The organism is Acidipila sp. EB88 (genome assembly GCF_003858395.1).
In the GTDB taxonomy this organism is placed as follows: Bacteria; Acidobacteriota; Terriglobia; order Terriglobales; family Acidobacteriaceae; genus EB88.
This window is the reverse complement of the sequence record NZ_QWEV01000005.1, coordinates 1,454,491-1,476,406: the sequence shown is the minus strand read 5'-3', so window position 1 is coordinate 1,476,406 and position 21,916 is coordinate 1,454,491. Positions and strand designations below refer to the sequence as shown.

Here is a 21,916-nt window from a genome sequence, read left to right as displayed (position 1 = left end):
GAAAGGCGGCAGAGCCTTGGAATGGCGCTATCGGCTCGCGGGCAATGTGATGGCGTAGAGATTGCCTGTACCAACCCGGGGCTTGATGAGCGGCAGGTTGCCCGGCGTTAACCCGCTGAAGAAGAAATTGTCGATCGACGGAAGCCCCACCTTGAAGAGATCCGCAACGGGCTGAGCCGGGACGGGTGCAGACTCGGGACTCGTCTTTCCATGCGCTGGCTGGCCCACCTCTTGCAAGGACACACGCATGATTGCTGAATCTGCCCGCTCAAATGCATGGAAGTACAAAGCAGTGCTGTCGGTGCTCCACACCGGGTCAGCAGCTCCTCCGGTAAAGAGCGTTCTCCAGGTGTGGGTTGCACAGTCAAAGACCGCGAGTCGCGTCTGGTCCCGTGAGAGGGCCGCGATGAACCGACCGTCAGGCGACCATCTTGGACTGAAGAGGTCCTGTGATCCGGGAATGGCGGAGATCTTCTGTGTCCTGAGATCGAGAACCTCAATATCCTGCGCACCATTCTCTTTGCCCATCAGATCGGCTTCACGACCGAAAACAATGTGCTGCCCATCCGCCGACCAGTCAGGGTCGGCAAGGTTCCGGTTGTCGCTCAGGACTGTATGAACGGCGCCTCCTTCAGCGCGTACTTCTTCTACCTTCCAGGTTTCTCCAGGCTTCCGCGCCATCAGCAGAAGCTCCTGCCCATCGGGCGACCACCGCGCCAGGTACACCTCAAAATCATCGCCTGTCAGCCGCAGCAGGCCTGATCCATCGCTGCTCCGGGCGCGCCACAAGCGGCCGCTCACATCGGTCCAGGCCACCCATGCACCATCCCTGGAGTAGCTCACACGCTGTGCCTGCGACAAAAAATGCGGTGCGGGCACAAACATGTTCTTCTGCCTGTCCAAAATGCGTGCCCCGCTTGGTTCGGAGCTGCCAAAGGCGTACACCGTACGCGATTCCCGGCCCGGCAGCGGTGAGGCAAAGCGCAAGGGCCCGTTCGTCAGCTGGATCGGCGCATCATGCGCCCCGACGCCGCGCTCTGCCCACAGGTTGCTGCTGCGCGCATCGGAGGCCTGAAAGACAAACAGATCGCCGGAAGGTGTCCACGATCCGCAGCACAACGACGCCTTCTCCAGCCCCGGAAACCGGAGAGGTCTGGGGTGTCGGTCAGCCGCGTCGAGTTCCCACAAGGATGATGTGTGGGTTACGGGGTCGAGCAGCGTGAAACGCAGCGTTCTGCCGTCCGGAGACCACCGGAGCCAGAAGGCGCGCCCTGGCAGCGAAGCATAGGGCGAAGCCGTTTCGGTTCCCAGTGACAGCACGCTGAGTTCGTCGCCGGCTGCATACAGGATGCTATTGTTCTCACCCGGCATCCAGACGGCGTCATGCGCCAGCACTTCACCTATCCGGATAGCCCCGGCGCCCGAGGTGGGCACCACCCAGAGGGGTTGCTCCGCGGCGCGGTTGCGAAGATTGCGCACCAGCAGTTCCGAGCCATCATGCGAAATATCCGTGAGAACGCCCGCACCGAGTTCATCCGGCATCTTCACCGGCTCCATCTGGGAGCCTCCGGTATCAAGGGACGTGATCTGTGATCGACCGTCAACCAGGGTCGGCGCATAAATGCGTGGACCGTCCGTCTCAAGCGTAAGGATGGTCTCGGCGTTTGGCGGCCCCGCGTAGATGCTGCCGTCATTCGTAAGCTGTTCAATACGCGCCGGTGTGACGGGTTGTGCCTCATGCAGGGCAAAGTAGGTTCCGAGTGACGAGAGCGCTGCGATCGCGAGAGCAGCAAGTGCCAACCACCGCGGCAGAGGACGGGGTGCGGCAGCCCGGGTGGGCAGCGTTGCATCCGGTGCCGCGGGGAACGTCAGCGGGCTGCCGGATGACGCACGGGACCATTCTGGTATGTCGAGAGTGGTATCCCTTGCCAGCGGGCGGTGTTCTCCCGGAACGTTCATCGGCTCCGGGACGACCTCTAATCCGGCTCCGGGGTAGGCGTCCAATCCCGTTTTGGGTGTGCTCAGGGTTTCAACGGGTTCGCGGGGCCGCAGTTCTGCTGCGGGGGCATGCGGATTATCAGTCTCTACGGTGACTGGTGCGATAAACCGGTACCCGCGGCGCGCAAGTGTCTCGATGTACAGCGGGTGGTCTGCGGAATCTCCCAGGGCTTCGCGCACCTTGTTGATGGCACTTGCAATCCCACGCTCGAAATCGACGTTGGTGTTCGCTCCCCAGATCTCATGCTGGAGTTCTTCGCGGCTCAGGATTTCGCCCGGCCGGGCCAGCAGCGCGGCCAGAAGTCGAAACGGCTGGCCCGCGAGCCGGACACGCATCCCGGCCTTGCGAATTTCGCCGGTGCTGAAATCCATTTGAAACACTCCGAACGAGGCTCGTGCCCGCCGCAGCTCAACGTCCATACCGGTCCCTGTCTCCGCGCCGATTCTACGCCGAGGCTGAAGCACAGTGACACCCCGTCGTAACCCATTCAAATGAAGCCGTTTGCCCGGTGAACAGGAAAATACTTGAAAGTAGGAGCGCGGCTATTGCTTCTATGCGCACGCGAGAGCGATGGTTCGCCACGACAGACGGGAAGCCACAGGGACGCCAGGGAAGTGAAGAGCGCCCGCTGCGACCATGGTCTGCACATTTGGAGGCACTCTTGAGCGGATCAATTACCAAAGGAAACATGCTTTGCGGCGCGGCACTTGCCGCGGCGGTCTTGCTTGCCAGCCCGATACCGCGCGCCCTGGCGCAGGCCGACTCTGGAAGCATTGTCGGCGCGGTGACGGACGTATCCGGTGCGGCGATCTCGGGCGCAAACGTCACCCTGGTGAATGGAGCCACCGGCTTCAAACTGACAGGCACAAGCAATTCCAGTGGTGAACTCAACATCCCAGCTGTGCCGCGCGGCACGTACCTGGCGACCGTCACCGCCCCGGGCTTCCAGACACAGACCGAGTCTGTGACAGTGACCGTCACAACGAGCCTTACGCTCGAGTTCAAGCTGGCCCCGGGTGAAACCACCACGAGCGTGCAGGTCTCCGGAGCAGCCACCCTGGTGGATACCTCGGACCCGAGCCTGGGCGAGACGATCGAGGGCAAGCAGATCACGCAGTTGCCCCTGAACGGTCGCAACGCGCTGAACCTGGCCCTGCTGACCCCGGGGGTAACGCAGGGAGCTTACGGCGAGCCAGGTAACGACCCCGCGAACCGCAATGGAGAAAGCGGGGGCTCTGCCCTTTCCGTTAACGGCATCCGGCCGCAGGCCAACAACTTCCTGCTCGACGGCGTGGACAACAACGATGGCCTGCAGAACATCGTGCTGTTCTTCCCCAACGTGGAGGCCACGCAGGAGTTCAAGGTAAGCACCAGCATTGCGCCGGCGCAATATGGGCGTGCCGGCGGTGCGCTGGTGATCGCGTCAACGCGGTCCGGCACCAACAGCATCCATGGCGCTGCGTTCGAGTTTTACCGCAGTGGCAAGTTCGACTCCAACCCGAACTACCAGTTCCTTGGCGCACCCGCAACCCCGAACCCGGCGTACAACCGGAACCAGTTTGGCGGCGCGCTCGGCATGCCCATCCTCAAGAACAAGCTGTTCCTGTTCGGCGACTACTCCGGCCTCCGCGAGTCGCTCCCGGGTAATGCCTCGTACATCACGGTGCCGACGGCGCTGATGCGGCAGGGCAACTTTACCGAACTGCTGAACCCGGCGACGACCTACAACGCGTTCGACACGCTGTACCCGGCGTGCTATCCAAACGCGGCGACCCTGAACAACAACCCGGCGGCCAACAGCAAGGGGCAGATCTTCGATCCGCAGACCTGCGCACCCTTTACCGGCAACATCATCCCGCAGGGCCGCCTGAACACGGCCGCGGTGAATTACCTGAATGCCTTCCCGGCGCCCACGCGTACCGATCGTGTGCTGCAGAATTACCTTTCGCAGCAGCAATCGGCGATCAAGTACAACACCTTCGACACGCGCCTGGACTGGACGCCGACCGCCGCCGACCAGTTCTTCTTCCGCTTCTCGTACGACAACTCGGTGAACGGGACGACTTCCCAGCTCGGCCTCAGCCTGCCCAACAACGGCGGCACCAGCTACGTGCACGCCCGTGGATACGACCTGGGCTACACGCGCGTGATTTCGCCCACAATGGTGAACGAAGCCCGTATCGCTTATAACCGTGACAACTACGGCTACCAGCCACCGAACTATGGTGAGAACATCTCTGCCAACCTGGGTATCGTCAATGCCAACCGGAACCAGGAGACCACGGGTGGCGCGCTGATTGGCGGCAGCAATGACCAGCTCGAGTACAGCGGCGACTACGGCCTGTTTGCCGTGCCGCAGAACATGATCGAGGTGACGGACACGCTGAACTTCCAGCTCGGCAAGCACTCCGTGCATGCCGGTGGCACCTTTCTGCGGCGGCAGGTGAACTTCTTCCGGCCCATCGACGGCAAGGGATTTTTCGCAATTGCCTACCACGGCTCCGACTTCACAGGGTTCGAGGACAGCGAACTCCTCGTTGGCGGCGTGGACAACTACGGCATCGGCGCGCAGAACGGCTACTTCGGCGAGGTGAGCCAGGAAGACGGGCTGTTTGCCCAGGATGACTGGCGCGTAAACAGCCGGCTTACATTGAACCTTGGTATCCGCTGGGACCTGCTGACGTGGCCGTATGAAATGCACAACCAGCAGGCGGCCTTCGACATACAAAACGGCACGGTGCTGCTTGCCGGGCAGAACGGTGTGCCGCGCGCCATCCGCAATCAGAACCCGCTGAACTTTGCACCGCGCGTCGGCTTTGCCTACGCGCTTGACGCTGCAGGGCGAAGCGCCCTTCACGGCGGTTACGGTATCTTCTACTTCCCGGATTATGGCGGCATCAGCAACCAGTTGGGCCAGCAGCCACCATTTGGTGGCAGCGCGACGTACTACGCCCGGAATGGCTACTGCATCACTTTTACCGGGCAGACCTCGGTGGGCGCTCCATTTACCTGCCCCGGCTATACCAGCGGAACGGCCGCGGTCACGCCTTTGCCTGCGCCAGGCTTTCCTAACTTCAACCCGCTGGCTCCGCCGCAGGGCATCGGCGGCCTTGCCGTCAACCGCGACGACAAGCACAGCCGCATGCAGGAGTACAACCTGCAACTGCAGCAGCAGTTCGGCAAGAACGATGTGGTGAGCATCGCCTACGTGGGTACGCACGGCGACCGCCTTTCAACCTACTACACGTACAACCAGTACAACTTCGGCACCACCGCGCTGCCCTTCCCGAACCTTGGAGGGATCTCCTACAACGCGTACCAGGGCATCTCCTGGTACAACGGGCTGCAGACGCACCTCGAACACCGCCAAGGCAATGCGCTGCTCACCGCCTCGTACACCTGGTCGCACTCACTTGATAACTCGCCGGATGCTTTCGGCGCAGGCTCCGTGGTCTCAAGCGCGCAGGACCCCATGCTTGAGTACGGCAACTCTCTACAGGATCAGCGGCATATCTTTGCGGGCTCAGCGGTGTACAACTTTCCGTTCGGCAGGGGCGAGAAGTACGGCGCGAATGTGAACCATGCGGTCGACCTGGCGATTGGCGGCTGGCAGGCTAACCTCATCGGCCTCTTCCAGAGTGGGCAGCCGTTTGATATCTCCACCGGCGTCAACAGCCCCGGTAACCGCCCTGACCTCGTGAAGCCGATCAACTATCCGAAGCAGATCTCGGGGCACTGGTTCGATCCCACTTCGTTCTCCGACAACATCCCGCTGCAAAGTGTAAGCGGCACGGGTGTGTACACGCGCGTGGGTACACTCGGACGCGACCAGCTGTATGGTCCGGGGTATCGCAGCATCAATCTTGGCCTGCAGAAGAACCTGCATCTGACCGAACGGTTCACAATGGAGTTGCACGGCGACGCGTTCAACGTTCTGAACACGCCGCAGTTCACCAATCCTAGTGCGAGCGTTACGGGCAGCAACTTTGGCCAGGTTGTGGGAACGAGGTCCAACTCCAACCGCCAGATTCAGCTGGCCAGCCGCCTCACTTTTTAGTGCGGCCTGATCGAACACAGCAGCGTATGTGTCGGTGGGGCGTTTGCCCGCGCCGGCACATACGCCGTTCCTCGCTTTCAACCCGATAGGAAATCACCTGCATGTCGCGCTTTCAACCACTTAGCATCAGGCTTCGGACCGTCACTGGTCGCGCCGAACAGATTCGTTCCGTCTCCACCACGCTGCGCGCCCTGTGTCTTGCCGCCCTGCTCCTCTCGGCATTGTCTGCAGGGAGAGCTACGCCCGCGCAAGCACAGGATGACCCTTCCGAAGTCATCGCAAAGGCCGAAGCACCCTCGAGCCCCGCGTGGCTCGACGACGCGGTCATCTACGAGATCTTTACGCGCTCGTTCTCTCCGGAAGGAAACTTCCACGGCATCACGGCGCGGCTCGACGCACTGCAGAAGCTCGGCGTCAACGTGCTGTGGATCATGCCGGTCTCGCCTACCGGCACAGATCGCCGGCTCGGCAGGCTGGGTAGTCCCTACTCGCTGCGCGATTACTATGCGATCGATCCCGCGTACGGCACCAAGGCAGACTTCACAGCGCTTATCGAGGCCGCGCACCAGCGGCATATGCGCGTGGTGCTTGACATGGTCGCGGACCACACCTCCTGGGACAGCGTCATGATGAAGCATCCAGAGTTCTACCAGCACGACAAGTCCGGCAAGATTATCTCGCCGCACGGATGGAACGATGTGGCCGGGCTCGACTATGCCAATCCCGCGCTGCGTCAGTACATGAACGATATGTTCGTGTACTGGCTGCAGACGTTCCATCTCGACGGCTTTCGCTGCGACGCCGCCAGCTTTGTGCCGACTGACTTCTGGGAGCAATTGCGTCCCAAGCTTAAGGGCATTCGTCCGGATGTGCTGCTGCTGGCCGAGGCGTCGAAGCCGGAGTTGATGCGGAGCGCATTCGACCTCGATTACGGTTGGCCGCTGCTGGCAACGTTGAACCGCGTGATCGAACAAGGGCAACCGGCCACCTCGATCCAGGAGGACATCGCCGAGCAGGTGAAGAAGTTCCCGGTCGGTACGCGGCACATGCTGGTCAGTGACGATCACGATGAGCGGCGCGCGACTGTTCGCTACGGCATCCATGGTGCGCTTGCTGCTTCTGCCCTGGTCTTTACGCTTCCCGGTGTGCCGATGCTTTACAGCGGGATGGAGGTTGGCGACGCGACCGAGTCCGGCGGCCCGGAGTTGTTTGACAAGGTCGACGTCGATTGGAGCGCGGCCGCGGAGTTTCGCAATGTGCCCCGCTTCTACCAGGCGCTGCTCGCGTTGCGCGCGAGCTCACCGGCGCTGCGCCAAGGCAGTCTGACATGGCTGCACAACTCCGACGAGCAGCACGTGGTCACCTTTCTCCGCAGCACCGCAGGGGAGACGGTTCTTGTGGCGGTAAACCTTTCCAACACCCCGTTTCGTGGATCGGTCGAGGTGAACTCTGAGACGGGAGCAGCCACCTGGCAGCAAGTACCGCTCGATCAGTCGCTCGACAAAAACAAACCCAACGAGGTAAACGCGCTGCCCGCGCTCTCTCTTGACGCGTTCAACGTGCGCATCTTCCGCCATCTGGATCCTTCAGCGCGATAGGCCGTCGAATGCAGCCGGCGATGAAGTGGCCAGGTCGTGCGTCGGCTCACTGAACGGGAAGATTTCGCCGGGGGCCGTTTATCGCGGAGCGGCACGCCAGTCTCACCGACACGGCCGTGCCTGGTAATGTCCGGCGAGTCAGGAACATGGACCATCGTGGTTGCAGGCGCGCCTCGCCCGAGGAGCGCCTGGGCGAGGCGAAGCGCCAGCGCCGGGAAAGAACCCCAATTACTTCAGTTACGACAAGTTAAGAATTGTTACATATCTTTTTTTCGCAATCACGGGGCCTGCAAATACCTTCAGAGAACCGCTCTGGTGTGAGTGAGCCAGGCTTGAGGGTTCCGTGCATCGCTTTTTCTATATCTCGGATGTATTACCTGTTATAGCTGCGCGGTGCCGCATGGATCCTACTCCAGCGGCTGCTCACGGCACATACGCGAGCTTTCAAGGTGTCCGGGTCGCGGTGTGCGGGCTGGTCGCTTTAGGGCTTGCGCATGCAACAAGTGGGGCCGCCGCTTTGCGGTTCCATGCGGCAGATATGTTTTCTTCCGAACAAACCAAGGCACTCACCCCGAAAGCCACTGGTTCCTTCCCGCGCCTGCATGCGTGCTGAGGTGCACACGCACCCTTTGCAGCTTCGAGCTTTGCCCTGGCAGGGGCGGAACGCTGCACCGAATGCTTCACCAGCAAGGTCCAGGTCTGCGCATGCGGTATGTCCCGGGTCTTCTGTTCCAGCCTGTATCTGCCAGAGCCTGTAGTTCGTCCCGACCCTGATCTTCTTTTCCACTTTGTCTCGAGGTATGCATCGATGTTCAGCTTTTCCGGGGTCGTGCGCCCAGCGTTCCGCAGTCGCCGTGTTATGCAGTCTGTGTTGCTCGTCCTGTTCACAGCGGCCGGCGCGGAGCACGCGGCCCGGGCTCAAGCCGCATACGGCGGTGCCACCATACCGGTCGGCAGCGGATTCTCCAATCCGGCGGAGGTAGCCGTAGACGCCAAAGGCGATGTCTTTGTCGCGGACACGATGCACAGTGCCGTGAAGGAGATTGTGGCCGTCGACGGAGTGGTCAGCGCCAGCTCCGTGGTGAACGCGATCGGCAATGGCTTTTCATCGCCGCAGGGCGTGGCTGTGGACGCGAGCGGCAACGTGTTCGTCGCGGATACCGTAAATGACGCGGTAAAGGAAATCCTCGCGGACAGCAATGGTGCGGTCAGTGCCAGCTCCACCGTGATCACGATCGGCAACGGATTTTCGCGTCCCTTCAGTGTCGCCGTGGATGCGAGCGGGAATGTCTTCGTGGCAGACTTCGGGAACAACGCGGTGAAGGCGATTCTGGCGGACGGCAATCACGCGGTAAGCGCGAGCTCCATCGTGGTGCCGGTCGGCAGCGGGTTCCTAAGTCCTGCAGGCGTCGCAGTCGATGCCAACGAGGACGTCTTTATCGGCGACACGGGCAACAACGCCGTGAAAGAGGTTGTGGCGATCAACGGGGTGCCAAGCTCCACGCCTGTCACGGTTGGCAGCGGGTTTTCGTCTCCTGCAGGCGTTGCCGTGGATGGGCGTGGCGATGTCTACGTTGCGGATTTCGGCAGCGGCTCGGTGAAGGCGATTGTGGCCGTCGATGGAGCCGTGGACGCGAACTCTCCCGTGATCGCCATTGGTCCAGGGTTCGTGAGTCCTTTTGGCGTCGCGGTCGACACGAGCGGCAATGTGTTCGCGGCGGATTATGGCGGCAATGGTGTAGACGAGTTTCTTTCGGGAACGCAGCAGTTCCCCATGACCGCGGTGGGCAGCACAAGCAACGCTCTGACCGCGTACTTCACATTCAGAAGCGCAGGGACGCTGGCATCTTCGCCGTACGTGGTGCTCACTCAGGGCGCTCAGAATCTTGACTTCAAACCAGCGCCGGCACAGGCGGCCGATGCCTGCGTTGCCGGCACCCCGTATAACGGCGGCCAGGTCTGTTCCGTGGCCGTTGTGTTCAGTCCCACGAGGCCTTACCTGCGCAGGGGCGCGGTGCAGTTGATGGGGGCCGACGGCAGCCCTATCGCTACCTCGCTGCTGCATGGCACGGGTACTGGTCCGCTGGTGAACTTTCTGTCAAATGCAACCGCAACGGTGACATCTGGAATTCAGCAGCCTGGCAGCGTCGCGCTGGATGGGGCAGGCAATCTCTTCGTCACAGACACGGTGAACAACATCGTGAAGAAGGTTGCGGCAGGGAGTGGCGTGGTGAGCACCGTCGCTACCGGCTTCTCGTTCTCGCAGGGAACGACCGTCGCCGGCATCGCAGTGGATGGCAGTGGCAACATCTTTGTCGCCGACACCTATCACGATGCAGTGCAGGAGCTTGTGGCGGTTAACGGTGTGGTGAACACAGCCTCCAGCATGATCACGGTGGGTAGCGGTTTCTCAAGGCCTTTCGGGGTTGCCGTGGATGGCAGCGGCAACGTTCTTGTTGCCGACGAAGGCAATGGTGCGGTGAAGGAGATCGTAGCGATCAATGGCGTCTTGACGTCTCTCGTCAACACCGTTGGCAGCGGATTCCAAAGCCCGGCGGCCGTCGCGGTGGATGCAAGCGGGAATGTGTTCGTTGCAGACTTTGCAGTGCCTGCCGTGGACGAGATCGTGGCGGTCAATGGCGTGGTGAACGCGAGGTCGGTGGTCACGCCGGTCGGCAGTGGATTCGTGGTGCCTGCAGGTGTCGCCGTGGATGGCAACGGGAACGTCTTTGTGGCGGACTTCGGCCTGAAGGAGGTTGAGTCGATCGTGGCAGTGAACGGGGCGGTTGGCGCGAACTCCACCGTAACTGCCATTGGAACCGGCTTCAGCAATCCCTCCGGCGTAGCCGTGGATGGGGATGGCAACATCTTTGTCGCGGACTTCAACAATGGTGCGGTGAAGGAGATCACGCTTCGTACTCCGCCTTCGCTTGCGTTTGCTGCCACAGCGGTGGGCAGCGTCAGCAGCGACAGTGCGCAGACCGCGGTTCTGTTCAACCGGGGCAACGCGCCGCTGACCTTTACTGTTCCTGTGGCGGGCAACAACGCGAGCATCGCTGACAACTTCACGCTCGACAGCAGCAGCAACGGAGCCTGCCCGCTGATCAGCAGCGGTGGTTCCACGGCAACGTTGGGAGCTGGTGCAGTGTGCACGCTGCCAGTTTCGTTTGCGCCGACCGAAGCGGGCAACATCTCCGGAACGCTCGCCATCACCGACACCGACCTCAACTCTGTTGCAGGGGTGACGCAGGTCATTCCGCTGAACGGTCGAGGCAATGCCGAATCGCCCATGGTCTCTGTGGCAAACGCCACGATCACGTACGGCACGGCCAGCACTCCGCTGACCGCGTCCATCAGCTTTACCGGCACAGCGGCACCCTCGGGCGCGGCCACGTTCATGATCGACAGCGGCATCGCCGTACCCGCCATGTGCACGGCGACAGCCAGTTCCGAGACGTGCACGGGGAACTACGACACCTCCACCCTCGCCGTAGGCACGCACGCGATCACTGCTTCCCTCGCGGCAGACCTGAACTACACGGCAGCCAGTGGCGCTGGTACGCTCCAAGTGACCCACGGGACGGCATCCGTGTCACTGGGGAACCTGAACCAGACCTATACTGGCTCGCCACTGCAAGCGACGGCGACCACTACGCCGGCCGGCCTAGCGGTAAGCCTCACGTATGCGGGCTCGGCGGCGGTGCCTACTACTGTGGGCACCTACGCGGTCGTGGCGACGGTCAACGATGCGAACTACACGGGGACAGCCACGGGCACACTGGTCATCAGCAAGGCCACGCCCGCCCTGACCTGGCCGACGCCTGCTCCCATCACGTACGGCACGACACTCTCCGCCGCGCAGCTCGATCCCTCGACAGGGGTGGCGGGAAGCTTCAGCTACAGCCCTCCTATTGGTACGGTGTTATCGGCGGGCGCGCACACCCTGACGGCGACCTTTGTGCCCAATGATGCGACCGACTACAACACCGCCTCGACAACCACAGTGGTCACCGTCACGCAGGCAAAGCCGGCGCTGACGTGGTCGATGCCAACGGCCATCCCGTACGGTACGGTCCTTAGCAGCACGCAGCAGGATGCCACATCCCCTGTGGCCGGCAGCTTTACTTACAGCCCCGGCCCCGGCACCAGGCTTTCGGTGGGCACGCACACCTTGACGGCCAGCTTTACGCCGACGGACACGGCTGATTACGCAACAGAAATTGTAACCACAACGATCGTCGTGCAACAGGCCAAGGCGATGTTGACCTGGCCGATGCCTCCTGCAATCGATGCGGGCACCGCACTCACCAGCGCACAGCTGGATGCTACGTCCACGGTACCCGGCAACTTTATCTACAGCCCGCCCATCGGCACCGTGCTCGCCGCAGGCACGCACACGCTGACGGCAAGCTTTACGCCGACGGATGCCGCTGATTATGAGGCGGCGACGGTGATGACGACGATCGTGGTGAACCCGGCGAAGCCGGTGTTCACATGGCCGGTGCCTGCGGCCATCGTCTATGGCACGCCACTTACCAGCACGCAACTGGATGCCAGCTCAACGGTACCCGGCACCGTTCACTACAACCCGTCTGCTGGTTCTGTGCTCGCAGCGGGCACGCATATCCTGACGGCTACCTTTACGCCTGCGGACCCGGCAAGCTACAGCGCGGCCACCACCACGGTGACACTCACGGTGAACCAGGCGTTGCCCGTGCTCACCTGGGCGCCCCCGGCTGCGATCGGCTACGGAACCCCGCTGTCGAACGTGCAACTGGATCCCAGCGCTTCCGTGGCGGGCAGCTTCAGCTACAGCGCCCCCGCGGGTACGGTGCTGGCGGTCGGAGCGCACACTGTAACCGCAACCTTTACGCCCACCGACGCGGTTGACTACAAAACGAACACAGCGTCCGTCGTGATCAACGTAAACGCGGCCACGCTGGTCGCGAAAGCCAACAACGCAAGCCGCGTGTACGGAACGGCGAACCCTGCGTTTACCGGGGTGGTCACCGGGGCGAACGCGGCCAACAACTTCACCGAGAGCTTCACCACCACGGCGACTACAAGCTCCGACGCGGGTAGTTATGCGATTGTGCCCAGCGTCATGGGCAGCGCACTCAGTGATTACACCGTGCAGACAATCAATGGAACCCTGGCGATCACCAAGGCTCCGACCACCAGCACGATCAGCGCGAGCGCCTCATCCATCACGCCGGGCCAGGCGGTGGCACTTGCTGCGGCCGTAGTGTCGAGCACCACGGGGACACCCACAGGAACAGTCTCTTTCTACAACGGCGCAACGCTGCTGCGGACAGTCACGCTGAACAGCGGCGGCATTGCGCAGCTGAGCACGCAGCTGGCGAGCGCGTCCACTGCGTCCATCACGGCAAAGTACTCGGGAGATCAAAACTTTCAACCCAGTGCCTCGGGCAGCACCGAGGTTGCGGAGGCGGCCCAAAGCTTCACCTTCACCAACGCTGGGGCCAGCTCGTACACGGTTGCAGCAAACGCGGCAGCAACCTACAACTTTGCACTGGCACCGGTGTACGGAGCCTACCCGCAGGCAGTGACCTTCACGGTCACGGGTCTGCCGGATGGCGCCACGGCGACCTTCACGCCGCAAACCGTCGCTGCCGATGCCGAGGCCACCACAATCGGTATGACCATCAAGACGGTGCGAGCCGCGAAGACCACGGCCGCAAACCAAGGGTCGTCGTCCGGGCTGGGGAGGTTCGGAGCAGGGCTCGCCGGGTCCGGGATGGCGCTGGCAGCGGTCCTGCTGCTGCCCGTGCGGAACAGGCGCAGGCTGCTGCATTCGTTGCACGGAAAGACGCTGGCGTGGGTGCTCGTGTTGTCGGGCATGGCGGCCGGGTTATGCGGCTGCGGCTTGACCTTCACAACAGCTCCGCGACCCTACACGCTCACTGTCACCGCGACCAGCGGAACACAGCAGCGGAGCCAGGTCGTGACGCTGACCGTGCAGTAAGCAGCGCAGCGATAGGTCGGGCTCCCGAAACGGTGGACGAAGCCGCTGCTTCGCGACGCGTTTGAGAGCCTTCGCGCCATGAGTTCTGGTGCCAAGGACCCTTTGATCAGGAGCGGAGAACCCTGGGGTCCATCCGCAGCTGCGCTTTTGAACGTACCCATGCTGTAACTGGAGAAAGCCACCCGGCTGGGGTGGCTTTGTTGCTTGAGTCGCTTGATCCGCGTCCGCTTGAATGGTGGGGAGAGGATTCGAACCTCAGACCCCCTGGTCCTGAAACTGAGGAGTGTAAACCGTAAGTGCCTGACCCTGGAGTCGCTTACATGCCAGAGAAATCCACTTCGATGTAGGCCCAGCAATACCGAAGCTGCACTGATTGGAGCAGCTCCGGAGCACCTCTCGCTTTCATCAGCCTTTTTAGCGATCAAGAGAGCCGAGATTCTGACAGCCACGCGAATCATCCATGTGTTGTCCGCACGCGGGCATAAGCCAGCGCGCCCGACCGCCACACAAGATGCGCTTCTCACGCTTGGGAAGCAAGACTTGGAATATGTACCGAGCGGAGCAGGCGACACGTTGCGCAAAGACCGCAGCCCAGTTGACACGGAACAGCTTCCGCCCTATTCTCGGCGAAAGGCAACGGACAAGATGATCTGGTTCCCACAACAACCCGTTCTGGCTACTACACTCGGCCTCCGTCCTGCCGCCCCCTGTGGCGGTTGTTGTTCCTGTCCTCGCTGATCCCGCACTCCTCCTATCAATCAGTCCGAATGTAAGCCCGTTCTGTGCGTGTCTTTCGCCGCTAGGAACAGGCTGCTTTTGCTCCACCAGACCCGGAGGAAGAGTGTCCCTTCAAAAGGCTTTTCTTGTCCTTGCGTTCGCAGGTCCGGCTCTCGTCGCCCGGGCGCAGGTCGATAGCGGCTCCATTAGCGGCACCGTGGCCGATGGCCAGCAACAGAGGCTTGCCGGCGCAAGCATCGTGCTTCATAACGAAGCTACTGGCGCTGACCGCACCCTCACCTCAGGTCGCAACGGCGACTTCAGCTTCTCCCCGCTAGCCATCGGTACCTACACACTCACCGTGCAGGAGCCTGGCTTTGAACAGTCTGTAAAGACAGGCATTTCAGTCACGGCCCAGGCCACCCTGCGCGAAGATCTCGTTCTTGAAGTAGGCACGCTCAGCCAGACCGTGAAGGTCGCGGCCGGTACTCCCCAGCTCGAGGTCGAGAGCTCCTCGCTCCAGCAGCTGGTCAGCGAACGCAGCATCAACGACCTGCCGCTCAATGGCCGCAACGCCACGTTCCTCGCCCAGACCGCGCCCGGCATAACGAATTCGCAGGCGGACTCGCGGGGACTTGCCGCGAGTGGGTCCTTCAGCGCCAACGGCGCACGCCGCGGCCAGAACGACTACCTGCTCGACGGCATCGACAACAATGCTGCCATCGCCGACTACGTCAACCAGACGCAGTACGTCATCATGCCTCCGCCCGACGCATTGCAGGAGTTTGTCGTTCAGACCAGCAACTACTCGGCCGAGTTTGGCCACTCTGCCGGAGCGGTGCTCAACGTCTCGAGCAAAGCAGGTGCCGACCAATTCCACGGCGACGCCTGGGAGTACCTGCGCAATGACGTTCTCGACGCGCGCAACTATTTTGCTACAGCCGCTGCCAAGCCTGCCTATCGGCAAAACCAGTTCGGCTTTGCTGTCGGCGGTCCTGTCGTGATTCCAAAGCTCTACAACGGCCATGGCCGTACCTTCTTCTTCTTCGACTACCAGGGAACACGCATCGCGCAGGACGCGAGCAAGGTGGTCACTGTGCCGACGGCGGCAGAACGCTCCTCCGGGTACACCAACCTGCAGGATCTGATTACTCTTCAGACCGGCACCAGGACCGACACGCTGGGCAGAATCTTTCCGGTTGGTACGATCTTCGATCCAGCGACGAGTCGGGCAGTCACTGCAGGGAAGATCGACTCGCCCAGCGGTCTCGTCGCTACCAGCACCGGCTACACTCGTGATCCTTTCTACGCGGGCGCGCTCCGGGGTCAGAGCAACTTCACCACTCCTGCCCAGAAGGCGTTGCTCAACAAGCTCCCAGCCACGCGCCTGAGTCCATCCGCAATTCAGCTGCTGAACCTATTCCCCTCGCCCACAGCCGCGGGTATCACGAATAACTACACGTCGTTTCCCACAGTCACGAACAACAGCGACGGCATCGACTTCCGCATCGACCAGCACTTTACCGACAGCGACTCCGCCTTCGCCCGCTACAGCTATCTCGACACCGATCAGCTCAATCCTGGTCCCTTTCAGGGCATCGCGGACGGGCAGGCCAGCCGGCCCGGTAACGGCGCGACCCAGGCCCAGAACGTTGCGGTAAGCGAGACCCACATCTTTACGCCCCACGTCGTGAACGAGGCACGCTTTGGCTACAGCCGCGTGTCGGATATTCGTCGTCAGCCCTACGCCAACCAGCTTGGCATTCCCGCCGAGTACGGCATTGGCGGTATTCCGCAGTTTGCGGGCAACGGTGGCCTGCCGACGCTCTCCTTCGGCACGCTTGCTGGTCTCGGTCAGTCCGGCTCCTTGCCCAGCAACAAGGCGAGCGACATCACGCAGGCTTCCGACAACGTGACCATCTCGCTTAGGCAGGACACCCTGCGTACCGGTTTTCTCTACGAAAACATCTTCTATCCCACGTCCACCCCCTCTGCCGCGCGCGGCGCCTTCGGCTTCAATGGCATCTACACCTCCGTCGTGAACCAGACGGACGGCTCCACGGACCGCGCGCAATTCCTCCTCAACCCGGGCGCGACTACAGTCACTGGTGGCCTCAGCAACGTGGGCGGGGCAAACAGCGTCAGCGCATCCAGCTTCCCGCCCATCAGCAATCTGCACCGCTGGTACACCGGCGCCTATCTGCAGGATGACTGGCGAGCTACCGACGCCCTCACCCTGAACCTCGGCCTGCGCTGGGAATACTACGGCGTCCCCACAGAAGAATCCGGTCGCCAGGCCAACTTCGTGCCGGGCCCCTCGGATCCAGCATTGGGTGCCAAGTTCTTCATTCCGGAGCGGCAGGCGGCAAATGTGCCGCAGGCTTTTCTTAGCCTGCTCGCGAAGGACAACATCGCCTTCGTACCGACGACCAACAATGGTTTGGGTACAGCGCAGCACACGAATTTTGCTCCACGCGTAGGCTTCGCCTACCAGGTGAACCCGCGTACCGTTATCCACGCCGGCTTCGGCCTCTTCTACGGCGGGTATGAGAACTACGGTCTCAGCGCGAGCCCCGCCGCTAACTTCCCCTTCAATATCGCCACGAGCTACTCCGCGGCCAACGCCGTCACACCACTGACGGCAACGAACTCCATAGGCACGCTGGGCAACGGCCTCACCAACGTCCCGCTCAGTGCAGACGGAGCAAACCTCTCCAGCATCACGCTACTCGGCCGTCAGTACACATGGAAAAGCGCCTATGACGAGGCGTTCAACGTGCAGCTGCAATATCAGCTCACACCGACCACGGTCTTGAAGCTTGCGTATGCAGGCTCTCTGTCGCGCCACCTGCAAACACCCATCAGTACAAATACGTTGGGCGCCGTGCTCCCTGCGAATGCCAACGCGCAGACAAACAGCTTCTTTCCGGATTTCGCCCGCGGCGGTACCTTCATCACGCCCGAAGGCGCAACCAATTACAACGGCTTGCAGATCGATGTAACTCGACGCTGGGCACGCGACATGCTGCTCGACGCGAACTACACGCGGTCGAAGTGCCTGGGCGATGCCCGCGATCAGCTCGATAATGACATCGGCGCCTACCGCGCTCCTTATGTCCCGGGAGCAGGCATCGGTTTCGATTACGGTCGCTGCGACACCGACGTCCGCAACATCTTTCACGCAAGCGGCACCTACGAGCTTCCCTTTGGCCGCGATCACGCCTTGCTCACACATGGCGCAGCCTCTGCCATCGCTGGCGGCTGGTCGCTGCAGGCCATCGCTGTCGTGCAGGATGGTCAACCCTTCACCGTAGCGTGCACCACGACCACGGCCGCAGGTCTCGGCTGCAATGCTTTTACGGTGCCAGGCCAGAGCCTCTACTCGCATGCACACCCCGTCGCGCAGTTCCTCAATCCCGCAGCCTTTGCCAATCCCGCTGCTACCGCCACTGGTCTTGCCGCGCTGGGTGGTTCCCCGACGCAGGTCAGTGGACCGCCGGACCGCAGGCTCGATGCATCGCTCTTCCGCCAGATCCCACTGTTCGAGCAGACGCGACTGGAGCTACGCGCCGAAGCCTTCAACGTCACCAATACGCCGAACTTCGCCAATCCCGGCAGCCTGACGTTTACCTCGCCATCTTCCTTCGCGTCCATTACAAGTACGCTGACAAATTCACGACAACTGCAGTTTGCCGCCAAGCTTTACTGGTAGGAGCCTCCATGTCAGACAACGAAAGCCGAAGGGCCTTTCTCAAGGGAACAGTGGCCGCTGCTGCTGCCGCAACGCTCCCTTCCGCAAGTGAAGCGCAGCCAGCCCTACCTGCTCAGCCAGCGACGCAGCCGAATATCGTGCTCTATCTCGCTGACCAGTTCCGCTGGGACTTTGTCGGCGCCAATGGTCGCAACGGCTCCACGCAAACACCGAACATCGACGCGCTCGCTGCCCGCGGCAAGAACTTTACCCAGACGGTGACCAATCAACCTGTCTGCGCTCCATCGCGCTCTGTGATTTTCACAAGTCGCTATGCCACCGAAACTGGCGTATGGCACAACGGCCTCGCGCTTGATAAGTCACTCCCGACCCTTGCAGGCGAACTCCGCAAAGCAGGGTATAGTGCGAACCTGATCGGCAAGTGGCATCTCGCGCTCGAAAATCCCGCGCAGGGTGGCAGCTCTGGTCCCGTAAAGGCCGATGACCGTGGCGGCTTCCTCGATTTATGGGAAGGTGCAAATGCCATCGAAAACACCTCGCATCCCTATGAAGGAACCATCTGGGATAGCGACAATCAACCCATCGCTTACAAGGACGAGTACCGGGTCGACTTCCTTACCGATCGCGCCGAGCGCTTCCTTCGCGAGAAACAAAGCAAGCCATTCTTCCTGTTCGTCTCACAGCTCGAGCCTCATCAGCAAAACGATATGCACCAGCCGATCGCTCCGAGAGGCGCGGCTGCCCGCTACGTGAACTCCACCGTTCCTGACGACCTTCGTGCACTGCCCGGCACCTGGCAGGCGCAATTGCCCGACTACTACGGCTGCATCGAGTCGATCGATCAATCGGTCGGCCGCATCCGGCGTGTCCTCGAAGAAGAGCACCTCGCTGAGAACACCATCTTTGTCTTTCTCAGCGATCACGGCTGCCACTTCATGACGCGCAACCAGGAGTACAAGCGCAGCACCCACAACAGCTCGATCCGTGTTCCGCTCATCATCGATGGTCCAAGCTTTCGCGGCACGCAACAGGTGCCTGAACTCGTGGGTCTGATCGATCTCGCACCGACACTTCTCGAAGCCGCGGGTCTTCCTGTTCCGCCTACCTGGAAAGGTCGCAGCGTGCTGCCGCTCCTGAACAATCCGGACGCCCGTCAACACTGGCCGAACGAACAACTGATTCAAATCAGCGAGTCGATGACGGGCCGCGCGGTCCGCACACCAGACTGGACCTACTGTGTCGCTGATCTCTCAGGGAACACAAAGCAGCCGGCGGCCCGGAGTTACAGCGAATATCAGATGTACGATCAGCGCGCTGATCCAAATGAGTTGGTGAATCTCGCGGGGAGAAAGGAGTACCGCGTCAAAGCCGACGAATTGCGGGAGCAATTAAAAAGGCTGTTAATCACAGCCGGAGAACCAGAGCCCGAGATCCTGCCGGCGAAGTTATACCCGTGAGCAGGAAGGTAGCTAGAACGCCGAGCTGCTGAGGCATCGAAAGGATCATATTGTTTTTGACGGCCGCCTTCACTCTCCGGATGATGGCCACGACCAGCCCGGCAGGATCGACTTCGAGCAGCAGAGCTTTGACGCACAAGGTTGGACCGATCTGCCTGGTCCCGCAGGCCCTGTGCGCAGGGACCGGATGGAAGAGCGGATAGCACCTACATACCAACGTGAGAAAATCAAGTTTGTGGAACGATCAACGGCTTCGCAGGATCCCCAGGAACTGGCCCGTATCGCGAGAGTACAAAGCTTCTCGGTCCTCGACTCACTCCCAGAGCAGAGTTTTGAGGACATCACTTCGCTTGCTTCGTTTATCTGTGGGACGCCGATCTCTCTCATCTCCTTCGTGGATGAGAACCGCCAGTGGTTTAAGTCAGAAGTTGGCCTGGGAGCAAGGGAGACTCCACGCTCACAAAGCTTCTGCGCGCATACCATCCCAACCAAGGAAACCCTGGTAGTCGAGGATGCGCAACTTGATGCTCGCTTCCGAGGCAATCCGCTGGTCTTGGGAGACCCGAACATTCGCTTCTACGCAGGTGCTCCTATCCTGCACGGTGGCCATGTTCTCGGCACCGTCTGCGTGATCGATACGGTCCCGCGAACGCTCTCTTCGAAGCAGCTATCCGCCCTAGAAGCACTCGCCCGTCAAACCTCAGTCCTGCTTGATCACCGCAAAGCATTGATGGATGCCGCCAGTGAAGCGAAGCGTCTCAGCGATACCAGAGAAAACCTCCGCGAGAGCGAGTTGCAGATGACGCTCGCGGCCGAGGCAGCTGGGATCGCGGCCTGGTTCTTTGATCCCGCTCGCAACATCGTCGGCGGCGACGCGAAGATGAGAGAGCTTTTCGGGGTGGCAGATGGGGAAGGGCCGGCGGAAGAGTGGCTCCAGGCCATCCATCCAGAGGATCGAGAACGGGTAGGCAGGGAGTTCGCAGATGCGATCAATGGTAAGCCCTACGACAGCGAGTATCGCGTCGGAGAAGGTGCCTCTGCATGCTGGCTTCGGGCGAGAGCGCGAGTCCTCATGACTGCAGGGCAGCAGCGAATGGTGGGGATCTGTGAGGACATCACCCAACGCAAGCTTACAGAAGAGTCTCTTGCGCGCACTGCGGAGCGGCTCAGCATTGCTCAGGCTGCGGGGCGGGTTGCGACCTGGGAGTGGAACCTCGCCACCGGGGATCTCCTGTGGGGGGCGGAGAGCATGTGGGCTTACGGGCGTCCTGCGGCTGAGATCAGCAACGTGCAGAGTACGTTGAATTTTCTTCATCCTGATGACGTTGCCGAAGTGCTCGAAAGTCTTCAACCGGCACTGGCTGGAACGGGCGAGTACAAAGCAGAGTTCCGAGTTCTTTGGCCAGATGGTTCGACGCACTGGACTCAAGCGTTCGGGAAGCCGGTGCTATCCCCAGCAGGGAAGCCGGCTGCCATCATCGGCTTCAACATCGACGTCACCGACCGGAAGTCGGCTGATGCTGCGCTGATCCGTGCCGAAAAGCTGGCTGCCGTCGGCCGCTTAGCCTCGACCATGGCGCACGAGATCAACAACCCGCTAGAGGCGGTCACCAACCTCCTCTACCTGGCGCAAAGTGCCGAAAGCATGCACGAAGCGAGACAGTTTTCTCGAAACGGCGGACACGGAACTGCGAAGAGCCTCGGCCATCACCAACCAGGCACTCCGATTTCATAGGCAGGCGACACGTCCACAGACCATCACGTTTGAAGAACTCATTGCTGACATCCTGGTCGGACGGCGAAGTCGCATCACGAACTCGCACATTTCGGTGGATCAGAAGGATCGAACAACGCGGCCGGTGGTCTGTTTCGAAGGGGAGATCCGTCAGGTGTTGAGCAACCTGATCGGGAACGCTATCGACGCTATGCATGGACGAGGCGGGACGCTGTTCCTCCGCGGTCGAGATGGTCGGCACTGGCGAACAGAGGCGCGAGGGATGGTGATCACGATCGCGGATACTGGGACGGGTATGTCCAAGGAGACGCAAGCCAGGCTCTTTGACGCTTTCTACACTACGAAGGGCATTGGGGGAACAGGACTCGGTCTTTGGATCAGCAAGGAGATCCTGGATCGTCACGATGGACGAATTGCCGTGCGCAGTAGTGAGCGGTTGGGGCTCTCAGGCTCAGTCTTCAGCGTCTTCCTGCCATACAGCCGCACGTCGATCGACCTCGCTCAGGCTCGAGGCGATGGTTAGAGACTGTGCCCCGGTTGATCAGGTGCGCGTGCAAACGGAACAGTGAGTCCTTATTCACCTAGGGGCCTGCTTGTAAGTACCGCAGATCGAGACGCTACCCGCATGAGCAGTACGCGCGGACTAGTGTGACTA

At 61.3% G+C, this 21,916-nt stretch carries 8 protein-coding genes; 7 read left to right on the top strand and 1 reads right to left on the bottom strand.

Features of this window, described 5'->3' with window-relative positions; translation table 11 throughout:
* Positions 1-27: 27 nt before the first annotated feature.
* On the bottom strand, positions 28-2,370 hold the full coding sequence (locus D1Y84_RS06950) for a winged helix-turn-helix domain-containing protein (protein ID WP_158615359.1): 2,343 nt from the start codon (positions 2,368-2,370) through the stop codon (positions 28-30).
* Between the two features lie 290 nt (positions 2,371-2,660).
* Between D1Y84_RS06950 and D1Y84_RS06945 the strand changes: the two genes are divergently transcribed.
* The 7 genes from D1Y84_RS06945 (at position 2,661) to D1Y84_RS18890 (ending at position 21,784) form a co-directional block, all read left to right on the top strand.
* Complete coding sequence (locus D1Y84_RS06945; protein WP_233581212.1) at positions 2,661-6,056, top strand: carboxypeptidase-like regulatory domain-containing protein; 3,396 nt, start codon at positions 2,661-2,663, stop codon at positions 6,054-6,056.
* Between the two features lie 101 nt (positions 6,057-6,157).
* Positions 6,158-7,654: an alpha-amylase family glycosyl hydrolase gene (locus D1Y84_RS06940; protein WP_124847867.1), complete on the top strand. Its 1,497-nt coding sequence runs from the start codon at positions 6,158-6,160 to the stop codon at positions 7,652-7,654.
* Positions 7,655-8,513: 859 nt separating this feature from the next.
* Entirely contained in the window at positions 8,514-13,640 is a 5,127-nt protein-coding gene (locus D1Y84_RS06935) for an MBG domain-containing protein (protein WP_158615358.1), read from the top strand.
* 841 nt (positions 13,641-14,481) lie between these two features.
* Complete coding sequence (locus tag D1Y84_RS06930) at positions 14,482-18,069, top strand: TonB-dependent receptor (RefSeq protein ID WP_124847865.1); 3,588 nt, start codon at positions 14,482-14,484, stop codon at positions 18,067-18,069.
* An 8-nt stretch (positions 18,070-18,077) separates the two neighbouring features.
* Positions 18,078-19,526, top strand: coding sequence for a sulfatase-like hydrolase/transferase (locus D1Y84_RS06925; RefSeq protein WP_124847864.1), 1,449 nt, complete (start codon positions 18,078-18,080; stop codon positions 19,524-19,526).
* A 187-nt stretch (positions 19,527-19,713) separates the two neighbouring features.
* Positions 19,714-21,261, top strand: a complete 1,548-nt coding sequence (locus tag D1Y84_RS06920; RefSeq protein ID WP_124847863.1) for a GAF domain-containing protein — start codon at positions 19,714-19,716, stop codon at positions 21,259-21,261.
* The gene (locus D1Y84_RS18890; RefSeq protein ID WP_124847862.1) at positions 21,161-21,784 is read left to right on the top strand and encodes a sensor histidine kinase; all 624 of its coding nucleotides are present in this window, start codon (positions 21,161-21,163) and stop codon (positions 21,782-21,784) included. Before D1Y84_RS06920 ends, D1Y84_RS18890 begins: the two co-directional genes overlap by 101 nt.
* Positions 21,785-21,916 lie beyond the last annotated feature (132 nt).

Excerpts from the sequence above, each read along its gene's own strand:
- D1Y84_RS06950 (WP_158615359.1), bottom strand. The coding sequence starts at position 2,370 with ATGGATTTCAGCACCGGCGAAATTCGCAAGGCCGGGATGCGTGTCCGG.
- D1Y84_RS06940 (WP_124847867.1), top strand. The coding sequence starts at position 6,158 with ATGTCGCGCTTTCAACCACTTAGCATCAGGCTTCGGACCGTCACTGGT.
- D1Y84_RS06935 (WP_158615358.1), top strand. The coding sequence starts at position 8,514 with ATGCAGTCTGTGTTGCTCGTCCTGTTCACAGCGGCCGGCGCGGAGCAC.
- D1Y84_RS06925 (WP_124847864.1), top strand. The coding sequence starts at position 18,078 with ATGTCAGACAACGAAAGCCGAAGGGCCTTTCTCAAGGGAACAGTGGCC.
- D1Y84_RS06920 (WP_124847863.1), top strand. The coding sequence starts at position 19,714 with ATGGAAGAGCGGATAGCACCTACATACCAACGTGAGAAAATCAAGTTT.